Genomic DNA, 15,430 nt, shown 5'->3' on the forward strand with positions numbered 1-15,430 from the left:
AAAGGTTAAGGGCATGAGGGCGCACGCCCGGCACAGCGCGTCATCCTTTGGGTGACAACTTTTATCCTATGGACAACGCTCCGTCCGGCGGTTCAGCATCACTCTCTGCTGATACATGAGCCCGGTCGATTGCCAGCGAACGCGCGTCAATCGGGTGCATCAATGCTGTCGGCGTATTTTTCCAAACAAAGGAGTGTTTATGTCCGCGCTAAATCTGACGGCCGGCTCGACCGTCACTCTGGACGAATCCGCCAATTTGCAGAACCTTGCCGCTACTCCCGCTGCTGCCGGCGACAGTAACGACAATGACATCTCCGCAAGCTCGCTGCCGACGGCCTTCAGCAGCCGCCTGGCGGCCCAGAGTGTCGGCACCGCCATCAACGCCGCGTTGAGCGGCTACAACGGGACCAATTCCGGCACCAACGCATTCACGTTCAGCGTAACCGGCACGGTCACCGATATCTCCTTCACGGACGCGAACGGCGCTCCGCTCAATGGCTTCGACAGCGGTCTCAACACCGCCGACGGCGAAGACATCCTCCTGTTCACCGATCCGACCAACAACAACGTCGTTTACGGGAAAACGGCCCTCAATGTCGTCGTGTTCGCCGCCTACCTGGAGGAGACGGGAATCCCGGTGACCGGCGCCAAGATGTGGATGGTCCAGTATGAAGCGATAGCGAACCCCGATGCGACCAATCCCGACGATGCGGTCAACCTGCTGAACAAGGTCTTCGTCAGCGTCGGCCAGGATGCGGAGTTCAACCTCGCAAACGCGCCATCCGGCCAGAACCTGTTCCTGATGTTCACGAAGGACAACCCGACGATCGTCAACGGCCGGATTTCCGACGTGTCGATCATCGCGACGGGAAAGGACCCGGCAAATCAGTCCGGCGCCAACCCCAACAGCACCGCCGACGACATCAACATCACGACCGGCGACACGATCAACACCAGCCAGGCCGGCGGGCCGACCACGTTCGGCACCAACAGCCAGATGATCACCGAGCAGGAAGGCATCCGCTTCACGTTCGTGACCGGCGCCAGGGCGGACGTCACCATTCCGAACCTGGACCAGAACGAGGCCGATCTGGAGTCGAACATCGACTTCACCGGCATGTTCGGAGCCAGGACCGCCGATTTCGACGTTGTGCAGCTGCAAAGCGGAAAGAGTGCGCAGGTCAAGGTCACCGCATACAGCACGGCGGTCGAGTCCGGCAACAGCTTCATCGACGGCTATGCGGGCGACCAGGTGGTTTCGATCACGAGCGTGCGCGTGCTCGACTCCGTCACCGGAGCGGCTCTGGAAACCTTCTCGAACGGCGCCGAGGGCGCACTGAGTTCGGCCATCGTCATCAGCATCACCAACGGCGTCGCGACGATCACCGGCGTCAAGGCCGGCTACTCGATCGAATACACGACGTCGGCGGACCACAACCGCGTACTCATCGAAAACGGGGCCGCCCTCAATGCCTCGGGCAACACCCACGCCGACTTCGACATCGGGGGTTTCCGGCTGCTGCAGGTTTCCAGCGCAACGGCAGAGGTCGGCTCCATGATGAACTTCGAGGACGACGGCCCGTCCATCGTGCTGGCGACGCCCACCGACACCGCGCTGCTCAACACGCAGGACGCCGACACCATCGGAACCAACACCGACTCCGCCACCCAGAACTTCGCGACCGCCTTCAGCACGACTTCGAGCAGTTTCGGAACCGACGGGGCGGGCACGACCGGCTCGAGCTTCGCGCTCGGCGTGAAGACGCAAGGTGGAGACTCCGGACTCAAGAGCGATGGCGCGACCATCTACCTGTATCTGCTGAGCGGCAAGGTCATCGGTTCGACTTCCGCCACCGAGGCCGGCGCCGCGGCGGCCAATACCGTCTTCGACCTGGCCGTGAGCGCAACCGGTTCGGTCACGCTGCAGCAGTTCGCCGAAATCGACCACGCGCTGCCGGGCGCTTCGTCGAACTACGCGGCCCAGCAGGCCACGCTGGCCGACGATCTGGTCACCCTGACCGATTCCGTGACGCTCACCGATCGCGATGGCGACACCGCCACCGATTCCAAGGTGCTCAACATCGGCGCGAACATCAAGTTCGACGATGACGGCCCGACGATCGTGCTGGCAACGCCCACCGACACGGCGCTGCTCAATACCCAGGACGCCCAGACCATCGCAGCGGCCACCGACTCCGCCACCCAGGACTTCGCGAGTGCCTTCGGCGTGACGTCGAGCAGCTTTGGCGCCGATGGAGCGGGCAGCACCACGTCGACCTATGCGCTCGGCGTGGCAACGCAAGGGGGAGCTTCAGGACTCACGAGCGACGGCGCAAGCATCAAGCTGTACCTGGTTGGCACGACGGTCGTCGGATCGACCTCCGCCACCGCGGCCGGCATCACGGCGGCCAACACCATCTTCGACCTCACGGTGAGCGGGACCGGTTCGGTGACGCTGCAGCAGTTTGCCGAAATCGACCACGCGCTGCCGGGTTCTTCCTCGAATTACGCGGCCCAGCAGGCCACGCTGGTCGACACGTTGATCACCCTGACCCATGCCGTGACGCTCACCGACGGTGATGGCGACACCGCGACCGATTCCAAGGTGCTCAATATCGGCGCCAACATCAAGTTCGACGACGACGGCCCGACGGTGACCTCCATCTCCGACCTCAGCGGAGCGAACGACGCCCAGCCCATTGCGGGAACCTACAACTTCTCCATTGGCGCAGACGATGTGGACAACGCGTCGACCGACGGCATCGTGCTGAACAGCCTGACCGGAACGACCGGCGGCGGGCGGGCCATCACCGATGCAACCGTCTCGCACTTTGCAGAGGACGCCACGACGGTCACCTACAAATTCGGCTTCAACTACTTCCCCGGGCCGACGTCGACGACGACGCAGGCGGCAACGGGCACGGTCGTCTTCAACAAGACAGACGGTACTTTCTCCTTCGACCTGGATCAGGTCTTCGGAGGGCAAACGACGTTCTCCACGAGTGCGCCGCTGGCATCCTTCAACTACGACACGGAAGGCAACAACTCGCCGGAGATCGTGGTCCAGAAATACAGCAACGACTTCTTCGGCGTGCTTTCGGCCAGGGCGTCCACGCCTCCGAGCGACTCCGGCGATCTGCTGGCAGGCAACAATCACGCGTTTCTGGCGGGTGAAACCTTCACCAGCGAGAGTGCCGGCTTCGTCAACGTCGCAACCAACACCCTCGGCGTGAACTCCGATACCGTCCAATCGGGCGAGTTGCTGAACTTCGACTTCTACAAGTCGAATCCGGTGAGCAATCCCAATCTGACGAGTCCACCGCAGCGCCCAGGGGCGGCCATCGTCGGTACGGACACGGCCTACGCCGACGCGATCAACATCACGATCGACCAGATCACGGACGGCGAGGATGTGGTTGTTCTGCTCAAGCTGTTCAAGGCGTCGGACAACACCACCACGACCAGGCTCCTGGTCGCCAACTCCGCGGCGGACTATCAATCGGCCGGAGGAGGTTTGAAGGTCGTCAGCATCGGCGAGGACGACTACGACAGCGCCAATTACCAGATCACGGGCGTGCAGGTCCTGAGCAGCACCGAAGAAATCACCGGCACGGGCATCAGCCTAACCGGGCATAACACGGTGAATCTGACCGCGACCGGCTCGAACTATGCCGATACGGCGGACAACGATGTGTTCAAGATCATCAAGATCGACGTGATCACATCGACGACGATCAATTCGGACGTGGACCTGAATTTCGTGGGTCAGGTGATCGACGGCGATGCCGACTTCGCGGGCTTCAACTTCGACGTCCACCTGGAGATCGACGGCGTGGCCAACCTGATAGGCACGACCCAGCAAACGGAAGCGATCGCGTAGCGAGTCCTGGAGCAAGGGGGCAGCAGAAATGCCGCCCCCTTCTCACCTGGCGCGTGCTCGGGCGTACTGATGTCGAACCTGCGAGGTGGTATGAAGCCTCAGGAAAAGTCTGGCGAATTGCGGCAGGCGGTGACAACGCTCCGCGCCTACTTCGTGCGGGCGGCCTGGTTCAGTGTTTGCTCCGGCCTTTTGCTGCTGGCGCCGAGCGGGTACATGCTGGAGGTGTATGGGCGAGTGGTAAACAGCCGCAGCACCCTCACGCTGGCCATGCTGACATTGCTGGTCCTGGCCGCTTACTGCCTGATGGAAATACTCGACTGGGCGCGCGCGGAGGTGATGTACCGGGCCGGACAGAAACTGGATCGGAAGATGCGGGACCGCGTGTTCTGCGCCATCTTCGAAGCGGGTCTCAAGCGGCTGCCGGGCGGGACCGCACAGCCGCTCAACGACCTTCGGACCTTGCGGGAGTTCCTGTATTCACCGCCGTTGCTGGCGTTGATGGAAGCGCCGGTTTCGCTGGTCTTCGTGGGGTTGATGTTCGCCATCAGCCCCGTGCTGGGCCTGTCGGCCGTCGTGGGCTCGCTGCTGCAGGTGTTCGTCGGGTGGATCAACGACCGGAGCACGCGGCCGCCGCTGGTGTCGGCCAATCGCAGCGCGATCGAAGCGCAGCAGTATGCGGACGCCGCGCTCCGAAACTCGCAGGTCATCGAGTCGATGGGCATGCTGGCGGACGTCCATCGCCGCTGGATGGGCAAGCGACGCGACTTCCTGCAGCGCGAGGCCATCGCTTCGGACCGTGCCGGGGCCTATCAGGCCGTCAGCAAGTTCCTGCAGGTCGCCATGGGTTCCCTGCTGCTCGGCCTGGGTGCCTGGCTGCTGCTGAAGAACCAGCTCAACGGCGGCGCCGGAATGATGGTCGTCGGCTCGATCCTGGGCGGCCGGGCCCTGGCGCCGCTGGTGCAGCTCGTGACGCAATGGCGCGCGGTGGTGAATGCCTGCGATGCGTGGCAGCGACTGGACAGCCTGTTGGGAGTCATCGCCCAAAGACCGGACACGATGTCCCTGCCGCCGCCCAAAGGCGCGCTGCAAGTCGAAAGCCTCGTTGCCGGCGCCCCGGGCAACGGTCCGGCCATTCTGAAGAACGTGGCCTTCGGCCTGGTGCCCGGCGAGGTGCTTGCCGTCGTGGGTCCTTCTGCCGCGGGGAAGACGACCCTGGCACGCCTGATCGTCGGCCTTTGGCCCGCGACGAGCGGCAAGGTGCGGCTGGATGGCGCAGACGTGTTCGCGTGGGACAAGAGCGAACTCGGCCCGCACATCGGCTATCTGCCCCAGGACGTGGAGTTGCTCGAGGGTACGGTGGCCGAGAACATCGCGCGCTTCGGGGAGGTGCGGCCCGCGAAGGTCGAGGCGGCAGCTTTGGCCGTCGACCTGCACGCCTGCATCGCGAACCTTCCGCTGGGCTACGACAGCCCGATCGGCCCCGAAGGGACCATGCTGTCGGGCGGGCAGCGGCAGCGGATCGCATTGGCGCGCGCGATCTACGGCGAGCCCGCGCTGGTGGTGCTCGATGAACCGAATTCGAGCCTCGACGAGGCCGGCGACGCCGCATTGGCGGCTGTCATTTCGAATCTCAAGGCGCGTGGCACGACATTCGTCGTCATGACGCACCGCACCAGCGTGCTGGCCGTGGCGGACAAGATGCTGGTGCTGTGCGACGGCGCGATGCAGGCATTCGGCGCACGCGACGAGGTCCTGGCTGCGCTGCGGCAAGCCGGCGAGCAGGCGGTGGACCGGATGCGCAAGGCGGCAAACAGCCCCGTACCGAAGCCGCGCGATGCCGCAACCGCTGCGAGCGCCGCGCTTCAGGCGAGTCCACTGCCATGAAGAAACTTCCGCTCTTCAACCGCAGCGAACTGGGGCGCGCGCTCTGGGGGTTCCGCAGGGAGTTCCTGCTGGTCGGGATGCTGAGCTTCCTGACCAATCTGCTCATGCTCGCGCCGACCATCTACATGCTGCAGCTGTTCGACCGCGTGCTGGCCAGTCAAAGTGAACTGACCCTGCTCGCGGTTTCCTTGATCACGATGTTCCTTTTCTGTGCGCTGGCCTTGTCGGAATGGCTGCGCTCGCGCCTGCTGGTGCGGGCCAGCTTGCGTTTCGACCGGCAACTGAGCACCCGGGTGTTCAACGGGAGCTTTCAGGCCTACCTCGGCCAGTCGGCATCCACCGGGTCGAGGCCGTTCGCAGACCTGAACCAGATCCGCCAGTTCCTGACCGGCCTGGGCGTCTTTGCGCTCTTCGATGCACCCTGGGCGCCGATCTACATCGCGGTGATCTTCTTTCTTCATCCCTGGATCGGCGTCCTGGCGCTTGGGTTCGCCCTGGTCCAGGCCGCACTGGCCTGGTTCGGCCAGAGGAAGACCGTCGCGCCATCGGAAGCGGCCCTGAAAGCCGCGAGCGAGACGATGAGCGACCTGCAGAGCAAGCTTCGGAACATCGAGATGCTCGAATCGATGGGCATGGTCGCCAACCTGCAAGAGCGCTGGAATCGCCAGCACGCGGCCTGCATGGACAAGAGCGCTTCCGCGCACGGCTTTGTCAATCGCGTGGCCGGCTGGAGCAAGTTCATACGCTACAGCCAACAGTCGCTCGCGCTGGGGGCAGGCGCGCTGCTGGTGATCGATGGCCAGTTGTCGGCAGGCGCGATGATTGCGGCGAACGTGCTGATGGGCCGCGCCCTCGCGCCCATCGACCAACTGCTCGGTGCGTGGCGGGGGTTTGTCTCCTGCCGTGCCGCACTCGAACGTCTCGAGAAACTGTTGGCCGACTTCCCCGAGCAGGCCCCTGCCCCTTCCCGAGCCGCGCCCACCGGCGAGATCAGCCTGCAAGGCGTCTTTGCGGAGGCTGCAGGGCGCACGGCCCCCATCCTGAAGAACATTTCGTTTGCGGTCCCCGCAGGAACCGTGGTCGCGGTGCTGGGGCCTTCCGGCTCGGGCAAGTCCACGCTGGTGAAGGTGATGGTCGGAATCTGGACGGCATCCCGTGGCGCGGTGCTGCTCGACGGCGTGCCGATCCGGGGCTGGAATCGTCTCGAGTTGGGCCCGCATCTTGGCTATTTGCCGCAGGACGTCGAATTGTTCGGGGGCTCCATTGCCGAGAACATCGCGCGGCTCGGCGAGGTCGATTCGCGCAAGGTCATCGAGGCGGCATCCAGCGCCGGCCTGCACGAGACGATCCTGCGCTTTCCCAAAGGCTACGACACCCCCATCGGGGACGCGGGGCGCCTGCTTTCCGGGGGTCAGAGGCAGCGCATCGGGCTGGCCCGGGCGCTCTATGGCAACCCATCGCTCATCGTTCTGGACGAGCCGAATGCCAACCTGGACGATGCCGGGGAAGCAGCGCTGCTGCGAGCCATACGGGAGCTGAAGGCCAAGGGGACAACGGTGTTCCTGGTGACCCACCGCCAGGGCGCGGTGGCCGTGGCCGACCGCCTCATGGTTCTGAGCGATGGCGAACTGACGGCAGACGGACCACGCGATGCCGTGCTCGCATCTTTTCGTCGCCCTCGGCCTGGCGTGCGGCCGGCGGCCTTGGTGCAGTCGGCCTGATCCGGCGCCGTCCTGTCCTCGATTCATCTCGCAGGGAGTTCCAAATGGCCAAACCGAACCTTCTCAGAGACGTGAGTTCCGTCCCCTCGCCGATCGAGGACGATCGATCGCAGGATGCCAATGGACTCGGAAACGAGTTTGGACGCGCAGGGCGAATCGGCGCATGGGCCTTGGTCGCAGGGTTCGGCGGGTTTCTGCTGTGGGCCGCATTTGCTCCGCTGGACGAGGGCGTGCCGAGCCAGGGGCAAGTCGCCATCGACACGAAGCGCAAGGCGGTCCAGCACCAGATCGGAGGCATCCTCAAGGAGGTGCGGGTCGGCGAAGGCGATCAAGTCCAGGAAGGCCAGTTGCTGTTCAAGCTCGACGACGCCGCGGCCAGGGCGAGCTTCGAAACCGTGCGGCAGCGCTACCTGGGGTTTCGCGCCATACAAGGCCGCCTGCTGGCCGAGCAGGGGGGACAGGACACCATCGATTTCCATCCGGACTTGCAGGCGGCTGCCACGGACCCGCTGATCCGGCAACAGATGTTCAACCAGGAGCAACTGCTCAGGTCGCGCCGCGCCGCCTTGCGCGCCGACCTGCAATCGATCGAAGAGAACATCCAGGGCCAGCAAGCGTTGTCTCAAGCCTACGCAAGCATGTTGAGCAGCCGCCGAACCCAGCTTGCGCTTCTCGACGAGGAACTGACCCAGACACGCAAGATGGTTGCCGAAGGCTATGTCCCGCGCACTCGCCAGCTGGAGATGGAGCGCCAGGCAGCGGAATCGAGCACCTTCATTGCCGAACTCATCGGCAACATGGGCCGGGCCCGGCGGTCGGTCGCGGAGCTTCGCCAGCGCGCCATCGCCAAGCAGCAGGAGTACCACAAGGAAGTGGAGACACAGCAGGCGGAAGTCAGCCGCGAGGTGCTTGGAGACTTCGAGAAGTTCCTCGCCTTGCGGGACGAACTGGGCCGCACCGAGATCCGCTCGCCCGCTTCGGGCCAGGTGGTGGCACTGGTGGCGCAGACCGTGGGCGGCGTGATCGCGCCGGGGCAAAAGCTGATGGATGTGGTGCCTGCCAACGAGCCCTTGCTGCTTGAAACGAGAGTGCCACCCCATCTGATCGACCGCGTCCACGCCGGCATACCGGTGGACGTGCGTTTCTCGACGTTTGCCCATTCTCCGCAGCTCGTGGTGCAGGGCAGGCTGGTTTCGGTATCCGGCGATCTGTTGACGGACGCCCAGACCAACACGAGCTATTTCCTCGCGCGGGTGGCGGTGACGCAGGAGGGCCTGAGAAAGCTGGGCAAACGTTCGTTGCAGCCGGGCATGCCGGTCGAGGTGGTCTTCAAGACGGGGGAACGCTCGCTGCTCGTCTACCTCCTGCATCCGCTCACCAGGCGCATCGCAGCCTCCATGAAGGAAGAATGATCAGTAAAGAAAACTCTGCTTCCGGGTCACCGCACGGGTGGCCCAGGATTACGATTCAATCGTTCACGTGCGGCTTGGCACGAGGCTGCCGCGAACCAGTTGCTCACTCGTGCAAGGAGAGTAGCGATGGCCAGTCCCATGAATGTCAACAAGCTTCAGACGAAATCCCATGACGAACCGGACGAGGTTCGGGAGCCCGAAAAGACCCGGGTCGAGGTGGTCCGCCTCGAGGGCTACACGCTCGGACGCTTCAAGTTCGAGCCCGGGTGGCGCTGGTCGAAATGCATCAAGCCGGTCGTGGGCACGGACAGTTGCCAAGTGGCTCACGTCGGGTACGCGGTTTCCGGTCGAATCACCGTGCAAATGAATGACGGCTCGCAAGCCGTCATCAAGGAAGGCATGTCGTACACCATCCCGCCGGGCCACGACGCGTGGGTCGAAGGCAACGACTCGTTCGTCGGCCTCGAGGTGATGAGCGCAGAGGAATACGCAAAGTCCAAGAGCTGACCCGACGTGGTTGTATTGGCGAGCATGTTCTACCTCGCTTCCGCGACGCTGCCGGTTCCCGATGAATAGTTGTCAAGTGCCACTCGACAGCACGTTTTCCTGGTGTTCCAGTACCGCCCTCCATGCCTCGTCATGGCGCCGCATGGAGGCCTCGTTCGGAAAGCCGGAATGCGTCAGGCGGACAAGTGCCCCGGAACCATTCGGCGCAATGTCGACAGTGACCACCGTCTCGGCGCCTTCGGTGCCGCCTGCGCCGGTCAACCACGTGACTTCGACCAGTCGATCGGGCATGAGGCGGAGGAATCGACCGTAGTGGGGATGCCGTTGTTCGCCATGCCGGGTTTCGAAGAAGAACGGCGCGTCCACCTTCGGCGTCATCAACACGGTGCCCGGTGCGGCGAACCAGCGATCGAATTGCTGCGCCCAGGCCAGGAAGATCGCGTGCGGGGCACAGGCCATCCTGCGCTCGACGACGCAATGAATGGGGCGGGCGGAAAGGTCGGGTTCTGCAATTGCCATGACGTTCTCCTTCGACCTCGTGGGTGCATTGCGGACTCGTATCCGTCAGCGGAAATCTGCCGGCCGGGTAGGACACCCGCAAAGTCCTCCGGCGCACCGACCTGATCGATGCTGCCCTGCCCGGCAGGGAGAGCGCCCCTTGCCGCGGCCAGGGGCGCCATGCCTGAGCCTTCAATCGAGCAGCAGCGAGGCCTCGTCGCGCCAGTAGGCCACGGCGGCAAGCCAGCCCTCCCACACACAGCCGTTGCAGCCGCGGCCGCAGCAGGTGGTGGGCTCGGGCGGCGGCGCACGCATGGCGACCCCCTGGGCATCGAGCACCGCCTGCACGCGGGCAATCAACGCTTGCGCGCCGGCAAGGTTCGTGGGCTCGGGCAGCCGGTCGATGAGATTCATGGCGGCGAGGTTCTCACACATCCAGATTCAACTCGAGCCCCATCTTCGCGCCGCCCGATTCGCTCGACCCGATGGTCAGCCGCCCGCGATGCAGCCGAGTGACCTGGGCCACGAGGTGAAGACCCAGCCCCCGCGCCCCGCCCGCGCAGGTTGGTGAGCGCGTGTTCGAGCGACGGTGCATCGCCGCGCACCATGAGCGCGTGCGGATCGCGCGGTCAGAGCGCCTCCGCGCCCACGGCCGCCACCTGCGCATCCTGCGTCGACTGCATGCCCGAGACGCCGATGGCGCCGACGAGGCAGCCTTGGTGCATCAGCGGCAAGCCGCCTTCGAGCGGGCATGCGCCCTCGGTGGCCAAAAGCCGCAGGTTCAGCCCGCCCGCGGCCAGTGCTTCTTCGAACACGTGCGTCGGCCGCTTGAAGCGCACGGTGCTGCGCGCCTTGGCCTGTGCAATCTCGACGCTGCCGGTCTGCGCGTGGTCCATCTTGTGCAGCACCACGAGGTTGGCGGCGCTGTCCATCACCGCGATGACCATCGGCCAGCCGTTGGCGCGCGCCTCGGCTTCGGCGGCCGCGGTGACGCGCCGGGCGATGTCGAGGGACACGGGCGGGCCGTAGGAAATGAAGGTTTGTTGCGCGGGGCTCATGGCGAATCCTGTGAAGTGACGAACGATGCACAGGACGATATCGGCGGGCAGAATGATTGGCCATTCCCCAAAACTTCGCATCCGTTGTGCACGAATCGCCAGCTCACCGCCTCGACGCCTCCGCGCCCGCTTCCCTTGCGTCCCTTGCGTGGGACGACATTCGCTTTTTCGTGGCCGTGGCGCGCGAGGGCAGCCTCTCGGGTGCCGCGCGGCAGTTGCGCGTGGAGCATTCGACGGTCGCGCGCCGCGTCGGCGCATTGGAGTCGCACATCGGCGTGCGCCTCTTCGACCGCCTGCCGCGAAGCTGGGCGCTGACGGACGAAGGCGAAGCGCTGCTCGCACCCGCCGAGCGGCTCGAGCAGGAAGTGCTCGCCTTCGCGCGTGTCGCCGCGGCGAACACGGCGGACCAAGGCACGGTGCGCGTCTCGGCGCCGCCTGCCTTTGCCAGTCACTTCATCGTGCCGCTGTGGACCGCGCAGGCTGACCGGCGGCCGGGCATCGCGCTCGACATCGTCGGAGAACTCCGTAGTGCCAACCTGCAGCGCCGCGACGCGGACATCGCGGTCCGCTTCATGCGCCCGACCGAGCCCGGCCTAACTGCACGCAAGCTCGGCGAATTGGCCTTCCGCCTCTACGCCGCGCCGGTGTGGCTCACGCGCGCGGAGCCCGACTGGCGCTTTCTGGGCTACAGCGATTCGCTCGGCAACGTGCCGCACCAGCGGCTGCTGGCCGATCTTGCCGGCACGCGCCCTTTCGTCCTGCGCAGCAACGACCTCACGGCCCTGCACAACGCTTGCCGCTGCGGCTTGGGCCTCGCGATGCTGCCGGACTTCATGGCGCGCGACGATGCCGCACTGGTCGAAGTGCCGGGCGAAGTTCGGCCCGTGATGCGGGAGGTGTGGAGCGTTGTGCACCCCGACGTGAGGCGCTCGCCGCGCGTCAGGACTGTGGCCGACGCGCTGGCGGAAATGGTCGGCGCCCACGCCGGGCGCCTGGCGTGATTACCAGAAGATCCAGAGCGCCAGGCCACCGAAGATGGCCCATTTCACGAGGTAGTACGCCCGCTTGTCCCACGCCTTCAGGCGCTTGCCCACCACGCGGATCTGGTAGATGTACTTGAACGCGCGGTTGAGGCCACCCGTCTTGTCGCCGGTGTCGTTGGGCGATGCGGCGGCGGCCAGCAGGTTCTTTGCGAACCAGCGGTTCACCGCGCTGGCCCAGCGGTACTTCAGCGGGCGCTCGATGTCGCAGAACAGGATCACGCGGTCGTGGTCGGTCGTGTTCTCTGCGTAGTGGATGTAGGTTTCGTCGAACACCACGGCCTCGCCGTCGCGCCAGTGGTAGCGCTGGCCGTCCACGTCGATGTAGCAGCCTTCGACGCCCGGCGTCCACAGGCCCAGGTGGTAGCGCAGCGAACCGGCGAAGGGGTCGCGGTGGCGCACGAGGCGGCTGCCCGGCGGCAGTTCGGCGAACATCGCGGCCTTGATGGTGCCGATGCCTTTGAGCAGCTCGGTCGTGCGCGGGCACAGCACCGCGGCCGACGGATGCGCCTCGTCGTACCACTTCAGGTAGAAGCGCTTCCAGCCGCTCTTGAAGAAGGAGTTGAAGCCAACGTCGTTGAACTGGCTCGACGCCTTGATGCTGCCGCCATTGCGCATGGCCAGCGCTTCCTCGCGGATGACCTCCCAGTTCTCTTCGAGCACGCGCATCTCGGGGAACTGCGCGGGCGACAGGTACGGCGTACCCGGCACCTTCGAGAAAAGGTACATGAAGACGTTCAGCGGCGCGAGGAAGGTCGAGTGGTCGGAGAGCTGCCTGAAGAAGCGATGCCGCACCTGGCCGCGGAAATGAACGTAGAGCGCACTGAGCGCGAAGATGGCAAGAATGACCCACTTCATTGTTGAAAGTGTCCTGTAAACGGCACCGGCTAGTGTAAATCCTTGCCCCAAAACGGACCTGACCACGCCTTTTGGCCGTGCGGCACCTGGCGCTCAGTCCGCCCAGCCGGTCTCGATCTCGGTCTTGACTTCGGTCATCAGCTTGTGCACCGGGCATTTGCCGGCCACGCGCAGCAACTCGTCGCGCTGCGCCTCGCTCAGGTCGCCGCTCAGGCGCAGGCCCGACTTGAGGCGGTAGACGCCCTTGCGCTCTTCGCCGTCGTCGCGGTCGACCACGACCTCGATGTCTTCCACCGGGATGCCCTTGCGGCGCGCGTAGATCAGCACGGTGAGCGCCTTGCATGCGGCGAGCGATGCGTCGTACAGGTCGTGCGGCTCGGGGCCCGCGTCGCTGCCGCCGCCCGCGGGCGAGGCGTCGACCGGAATCTCGTGATTGCGGATCTTGAGGATGTGGCGCGTGCCGGTGGTGCCGTCGCGGCGAATCGAAATGGTCATGCCTGTCCTTGAATGATGCGTGTGCTCAGCGGTCGACCGCCAGCATCAGCGTTTCCTTGATTTCTTCCATCACCACGTAGCTGTGCGACTCGGCCGCCACCGGCAGCTTCTTCAGGATGTCGCCCAGCAGGTGCCGGTACTCGCTCATGCCGCTGAGGCGCGCCTTCACGAGGTAGTCGAAGCTGCCCGACACGAGATGGCATTCGAGCACCTCGGGCATGTGCAGCAGTTCCTTTCGCACCTTGTCGAACACCTCGCCCGACTTGGCCGAGAGCTTGATCTCGACGAACACCAGCAGCGTCTTGCCCAGTGCCTCGGGCGACACGTGCGCGTGGTAGCCGGTGATGACGCCGTCGCGCTCCATGCGCTTCACGCGCTCGGCGCAGGGCGATGCCGACAGGCCGATGTGCTCGGCCAGCTCGGTCATGGAAACGCGGCCCTGGCGCTGCAAAAGGTCGAGGATGCGACGGTCGATTCGATCGAGTTCGGGCATTTCACTCCGCGCGCGGGTTTGGACGATGGCCGACAGTGTATTCCACCGCCAAACCCATGAAAACAATGGAATTCACTGCCTTGAGCACTTTAGATTCCCTTCATTCCATCTGAATCGGCAAATACACCATGAAAGTCATCGTTCTCGGCGGCGGCGTGATCGGCACCACCACGGCCTACTACCTCGCGCGCTCGGGCGCCGAGGTCACCCTGCTCGACCGGCAGGCCGGCCCCGCCGAGGAAACCAGCTTCGGCAACGCCGGCCAGGTGTCGCCGGGCTACTCCACGCCGTGGGCCGCGCCGGGCATTCCGCTGAAGGCGATCAAGTGGATGTTCAAGAAGCACGCACCGCTGTCGATCCGCCCCGACGGCACGCTGTTCCAGCTGCGCTGGATGGCCGCAATGCTGCGCAACTGCTCGCCCGAGGCCTACGCGGTGAACAAGGAACGCATGATGCGCGTGGCCGAATACAGCCGCGGCTGCCTGCAGCAGCTGCGCGCCGACACCGGCCTGCAGTACGAGCAGCGCACCGGCGGCACGCTGCAGCTGTTCCGCACGCAGGCGCAGCTCGATGCGGTGCAGCGCGACATCGCGGTGCTCGAGGAATGCGGCGTGCCCTACGAACTGCTCGACCGCGACGCCCTCGCCCGCGTCGAGCCCGCATTGGCCGGCGCGCGCGACCGCCTCACGGGCGGCCTGCGCCTGCCCAACGACGAAACCGGCGACTGCCACCTGTTCACGCGCGGCCTCGCGGAAATCGCGCGCGGCCTTGGCGTCGACTTCCGCTTCGGCCAGACCATCGACGGCCTGGAAACCGACGGCGGCCGCATCACCGGCGTGCGCACCACCGCCGGCAAGATCCTCACGGCCGACCGCTACGTGATGGCCTTCGGCAGCTACTCGCGCGCCGCCATCGCCTCGCTGGGCCTCGACATTCCGGTGTACCCGGTCAAGGGCTACTCGCTGACCGTGCCGCTGCTCGACGAATCGCTCGCGCCGCAATCGACCGTGCTCGACGAGACCTACAAGGTCGCCGTCACGCGCTTCGAAAACCGCATCCGCGTGGGCGGCATGGCCGAGCTCGGTGGCTTCGATCTGCGCCTGAATCCTGCCCGCCGTGCCACGCTCGAGAAGGTGGTGACCGACCTGTTCCCCGGCGGCGACGTGCCGCGCGCCACCTTCTGGACCGGCCTGCGCCCGATGACGCCCGACAGCACGCCCATCGTCGGCGGCACGCGTTACGCGAACCTGTTCCTCAACACCGGCCACGGCACACTGGGCTGGACCATGGCCTGTGGCTCGGGCAAGCTCATCTCCGACATGGTGATGGGCCAGCGGCCGGAGATCCGTACGGACGGCCTTGCGATGGACCGCTATGAAAAGGGTTCGTCGCATGCTTCGCGTCCGAACAGGCCACCGGGTACTCCCCTCCGCGAATGTCCCCCGCTTCGCTCCTCCTTTATTTCGCTGCGGGGAGCACCCGGCGCCCTGTGCACGATGGGCGCTGCCGTTGTTTCGCTCGATCAGCAAGTGCTCTGAACGAGCACGCCGATGCGGGGGCCTTTTTCGCGAAATAAAGGAGGAG

General features: G+C 65.2%; 13 protein-coding genes. 7 read left to right on the forward strand and 6 right to left on the reverse strand.

What is annotated here, in order from left to right; translation table 11 throughout:
• Nucleotides 1–199 precede the first annotated feature (199 nt).
• The 5 genes from ASC92_RS06330 (at nucleotide 200) to ASC92_RS06350 (ending at nucleotide 9,404) form a co-directional block, all read left to right on the forward strand.
• Nucleotides 200–3,880 (forward strand): DUF5801 repeats-in-toxin domain-containing protein, encoded by a 3,681-nt coding sequence (locus tag ASC92_RS06330; RefSeq protein ID WP_056512030.1) that lies wholly within the window; start codon nucleotides 200–202, stop codon nucleotides 3,878–3,880.
• Between the two features lie 90 nt (nucleotides 3,881–3,970).
• Nucleotides 3,971–5,764, forward strand: a complete 1,794-nt coding sequence (locus ASC92_RS06335; protein ID WP_056512034.1) for a type I secretion system permease/ATPase — start codon at nucleotides 3,971–3,973, stop codon at nucleotides 5,762–5,764.
• Entirely contained in the window at nucleotides 5,761–7,485 is a 1,725-nt protein-coding gene (locus ASC92_RS06340) for a type I secretion system permease/ATPase (protein WP_056512037.1), read from the forward strand. The genes ASC92_RS06335 and ASC92_RS06340 overlap by 4 nt, the downstream gene beginning before the upstream one ends.
• Before the next feature lie 44 nt (nucleotides 7,486–7,529).
• Entirely contained in the window at nucleotides 7,530–8,897 is a 1,368-nt protein-coding gene (locus tag ASC92_RS06345) for an HlyD family type I secretion periplasmic adaptor subunit (protein WP_056512040.1), read from the forward strand.
• A 126-nt stretch (nucleotides 8,898–9,023) separates the two neighbouring features.
• On the forward strand, nucleotides 9,024–9,404 hold the full coding sequence (locus ASC92_RS06350) for a cupin domain-containing protein (RefSeq protein WP_056512043.1): 381 nt from the start codon (nucleotides 9,024–9,026) through the stop codon (nucleotides 9,402–9,404).
• A 72-nt stretch (nucleotides 9,405–9,476) separates the two neighbouring features.
• Here ASC92_RS06350 and ASC92_RS06355 read toward each other — a convergent pair whose 3' ends face one another.
• The 3 genes from ASC92_RS06355 to ASC92_RS06365 form a co-directional block, all read right to left on the reverse strand.
• The gene (locus ASC92_RS06355; protein WP_056512046.1) at nucleotides 9,477–9,923 is read right to left on the reverse strand and encodes an SRPBCC family protein; all 447 of its coding nucleotides are present in this window, start codon (nucleotides 9,921–9,923) and stop codon (nucleotides 9,477–9,479) included.
• A gap of 171 nt (nucleotides 9,924–10,094) precedes the next feature.
• Nucleotides 10,095–10,316 carry an oxidoreductase-like domain-containing protein gene (locus tag ASC92_RS06360; protein WP_056512787.1) on the reverse strand — a complete coding sequence of 74 codons (222 nt, stop codon included), beginning with the start codon at nucleotides 10,314–10,316 and terminating at the stop codon, nucleotides 10,095–10,097.
• 215 nt (nucleotides 10,317–10,531) lie between these two features.
• Nucleotides 10,532–10,960 (reverse strand): GlcG/HbpS family heme-binding protein, encoded by a 429-nt coding sequence (locus ASC92_RS06365; protein WP_082519503.1) that lies wholly within the window; start codon nucleotides 10,958–10,960, stop codon nucleotides 10,532–10,534.
• Nucleotides 10,961–11,046: 86 nt separating this feature from the next.
• Between ASC92_RS06365 and ASC92_RS06370 the strand changes: the two genes are divergently transcribed.
• The gene (locus ASC92_RS06370; RefSeq protein WP_056512052.1) at nucleotides 11,047–11,961 is read left to right on the forward strand and encodes a LysR family transcriptional regulator; all 915 of its coding nucleotides are present in this window, start codon (nucleotides 11,047–11,049) and stop codon (nucleotides 11,959–11,961) included.
• Here ASC92_RS06370 and lpxO read toward each other — a convergent pair whose 3' ends face one another.
• The 3 genes from lpxO to ASC92_RS06385 all read right to left on the reverse strand — a co-directional run bounded on the left by lpxO (nucleotide 11,962) and on the right by ASC92_RS06385 (nucleotide 13,846).
• The gene (gene lpxO / locus ASC92_RS06375; RefSeq protein WP_056512054.1) at nucleotides 11,962–12,858 is read right to left on the reverse strand and encodes a lipid A hydroxylase LpxO; all 897 of its coding nucleotides are present in this window, start codon (nucleotides 12,856–12,858) and stop codon (nucleotides 11,962–11,964) included.
• Between the two features lie 93 nt (nucleotides 12,859–12,951).
• Complete coding sequence (locus tag ASC92_RS06380; RefSeq protein WP_056512055.1) at nucleotides 12,952–13,353, reverse strand: OsmC family protein; 402 nt, start codon at nucleotides 13,351–13,353, stop codon at nucleotides 12,952–12,954.
• Between the two features lie 25 nt (nucleotides 13,354–13,378).
• Complete coding sequence (locus ASC92_RS06385) at nucleotides 13,379–13,846, reverse strand: winged helix-turn-helix transcriptional regulator (protein ID WP_056512058.1); 468 nt, start codon at nucleotides 13,844–13,846, stop codon at nucleotides 13,379–13,381.
• A 128-nt stretch (nucleotides 13,847–13,974) separates the two neighbouring features.
• On the opposite strand from ASC92_RS06385, the gene ASC92_RS06390 reads away from it, so the two are divergent.
• Entirely contained in the window at nucleotides 13,975–15,384 is a 1,410-nt protein-coding gene (locus tag ASC92_RS06390) for a D-amino acid dehydrogenase (RefSeq protein ID WP_235505706.1), read from the forward strand.
• Nucleotides 15,385–15,430 lie beyond the last annotated feature (46 nt).

It is taken from the genome of Variovorax sp. Root411, assembly GCF_001425205.1.
GTDB lineage: Bacteria > Pseudomonadota > Gammaproteobacteria > Burkholderiales > Burkholderiaceae_C > Variovorax.

Coding starts and splice junctions, on each gene's coding strand:
- ASC92_RS06330 (WP_056512030.1), top strand. CDS start 200: ATGTCCGCGCTAAATCTGACGGCCGGCTCGACCGTCACTCTGGACGAA.
- ASC92_RS06335 (WP_056512034.1), top strand. CDS start 3,971: ATGAAGCCTCAGGAAAAGTCTGGCGAATTGCGGCAGGCGGTGACAACG.
- ASC92_RS06340 (WP_056512037.1), top strand. CDS start 5,761: ATGAAGAAACTTCCGCTCTTCAACCGCAGCGAACTGGGGCGCGCGCTC.
- ASC92_RS06345 (WP_056512040.1), top strand. CDS start 7,530: ATGGCCAAACCGAACCTTCTCAGAGACGTGAGTTCCGTCCCCTCGCCG.
- ASC92_RS06350 (WP_056512043.1), top strand. CDS start 9,024: ATGGCCAGTCCCATGAATGTCAACAAGCTTCAGACGAAATCCCATGAC.
- ASC92_RS06355 (WP_056512046.1), bottom strand. CDS start 9,923: ATGGCAATTGCAGAACCCGACCTTTCCGCCCGCCCCATTCATTGCGTC.
- ASC92_RS06360 (WP_056512787.1), bottom strand. CDS start 10,316: ATGAATCTCATCGACCGGCTGCCCGAGCCCACGAACCTTGCCGGCGCG.
- ASC92_RS06365 (WP_082519503.1), bottom strand. CDS start 10,960: ATGAGCCCCGCGCAACAAACCTTCATTTCCTACGGCCCGCCCGTGTCC.
- lpxO (WP_056512054.1), bottom strand. CDS start 12,858: ATGAAGTGGGTCATTCTTGCCATCTTCGCGCTCAGTGCGCTCTACGTT.
- ASC92_RS06380 (WP_056512055.1), bottom strand. CDS start 13,353: ATGACCATTTCGATTCGCCGCGACGGCACCACCGGCACGCGCCACATC.
- ASC92_RS06385 (WP_056512058.1), bottom strand. CDS start 13,846: ATGCCCGAACTCGATCGAATCGACCGTCGCATCCTCGACCTTTTGCAG.
- ASC92_RS06390 (WP_235505706.1), top strand. CDS start 13,975: ATGAAAGTCATCGTTCTCGGCGGCGGCGTGATCGGCACCACCACGGCC.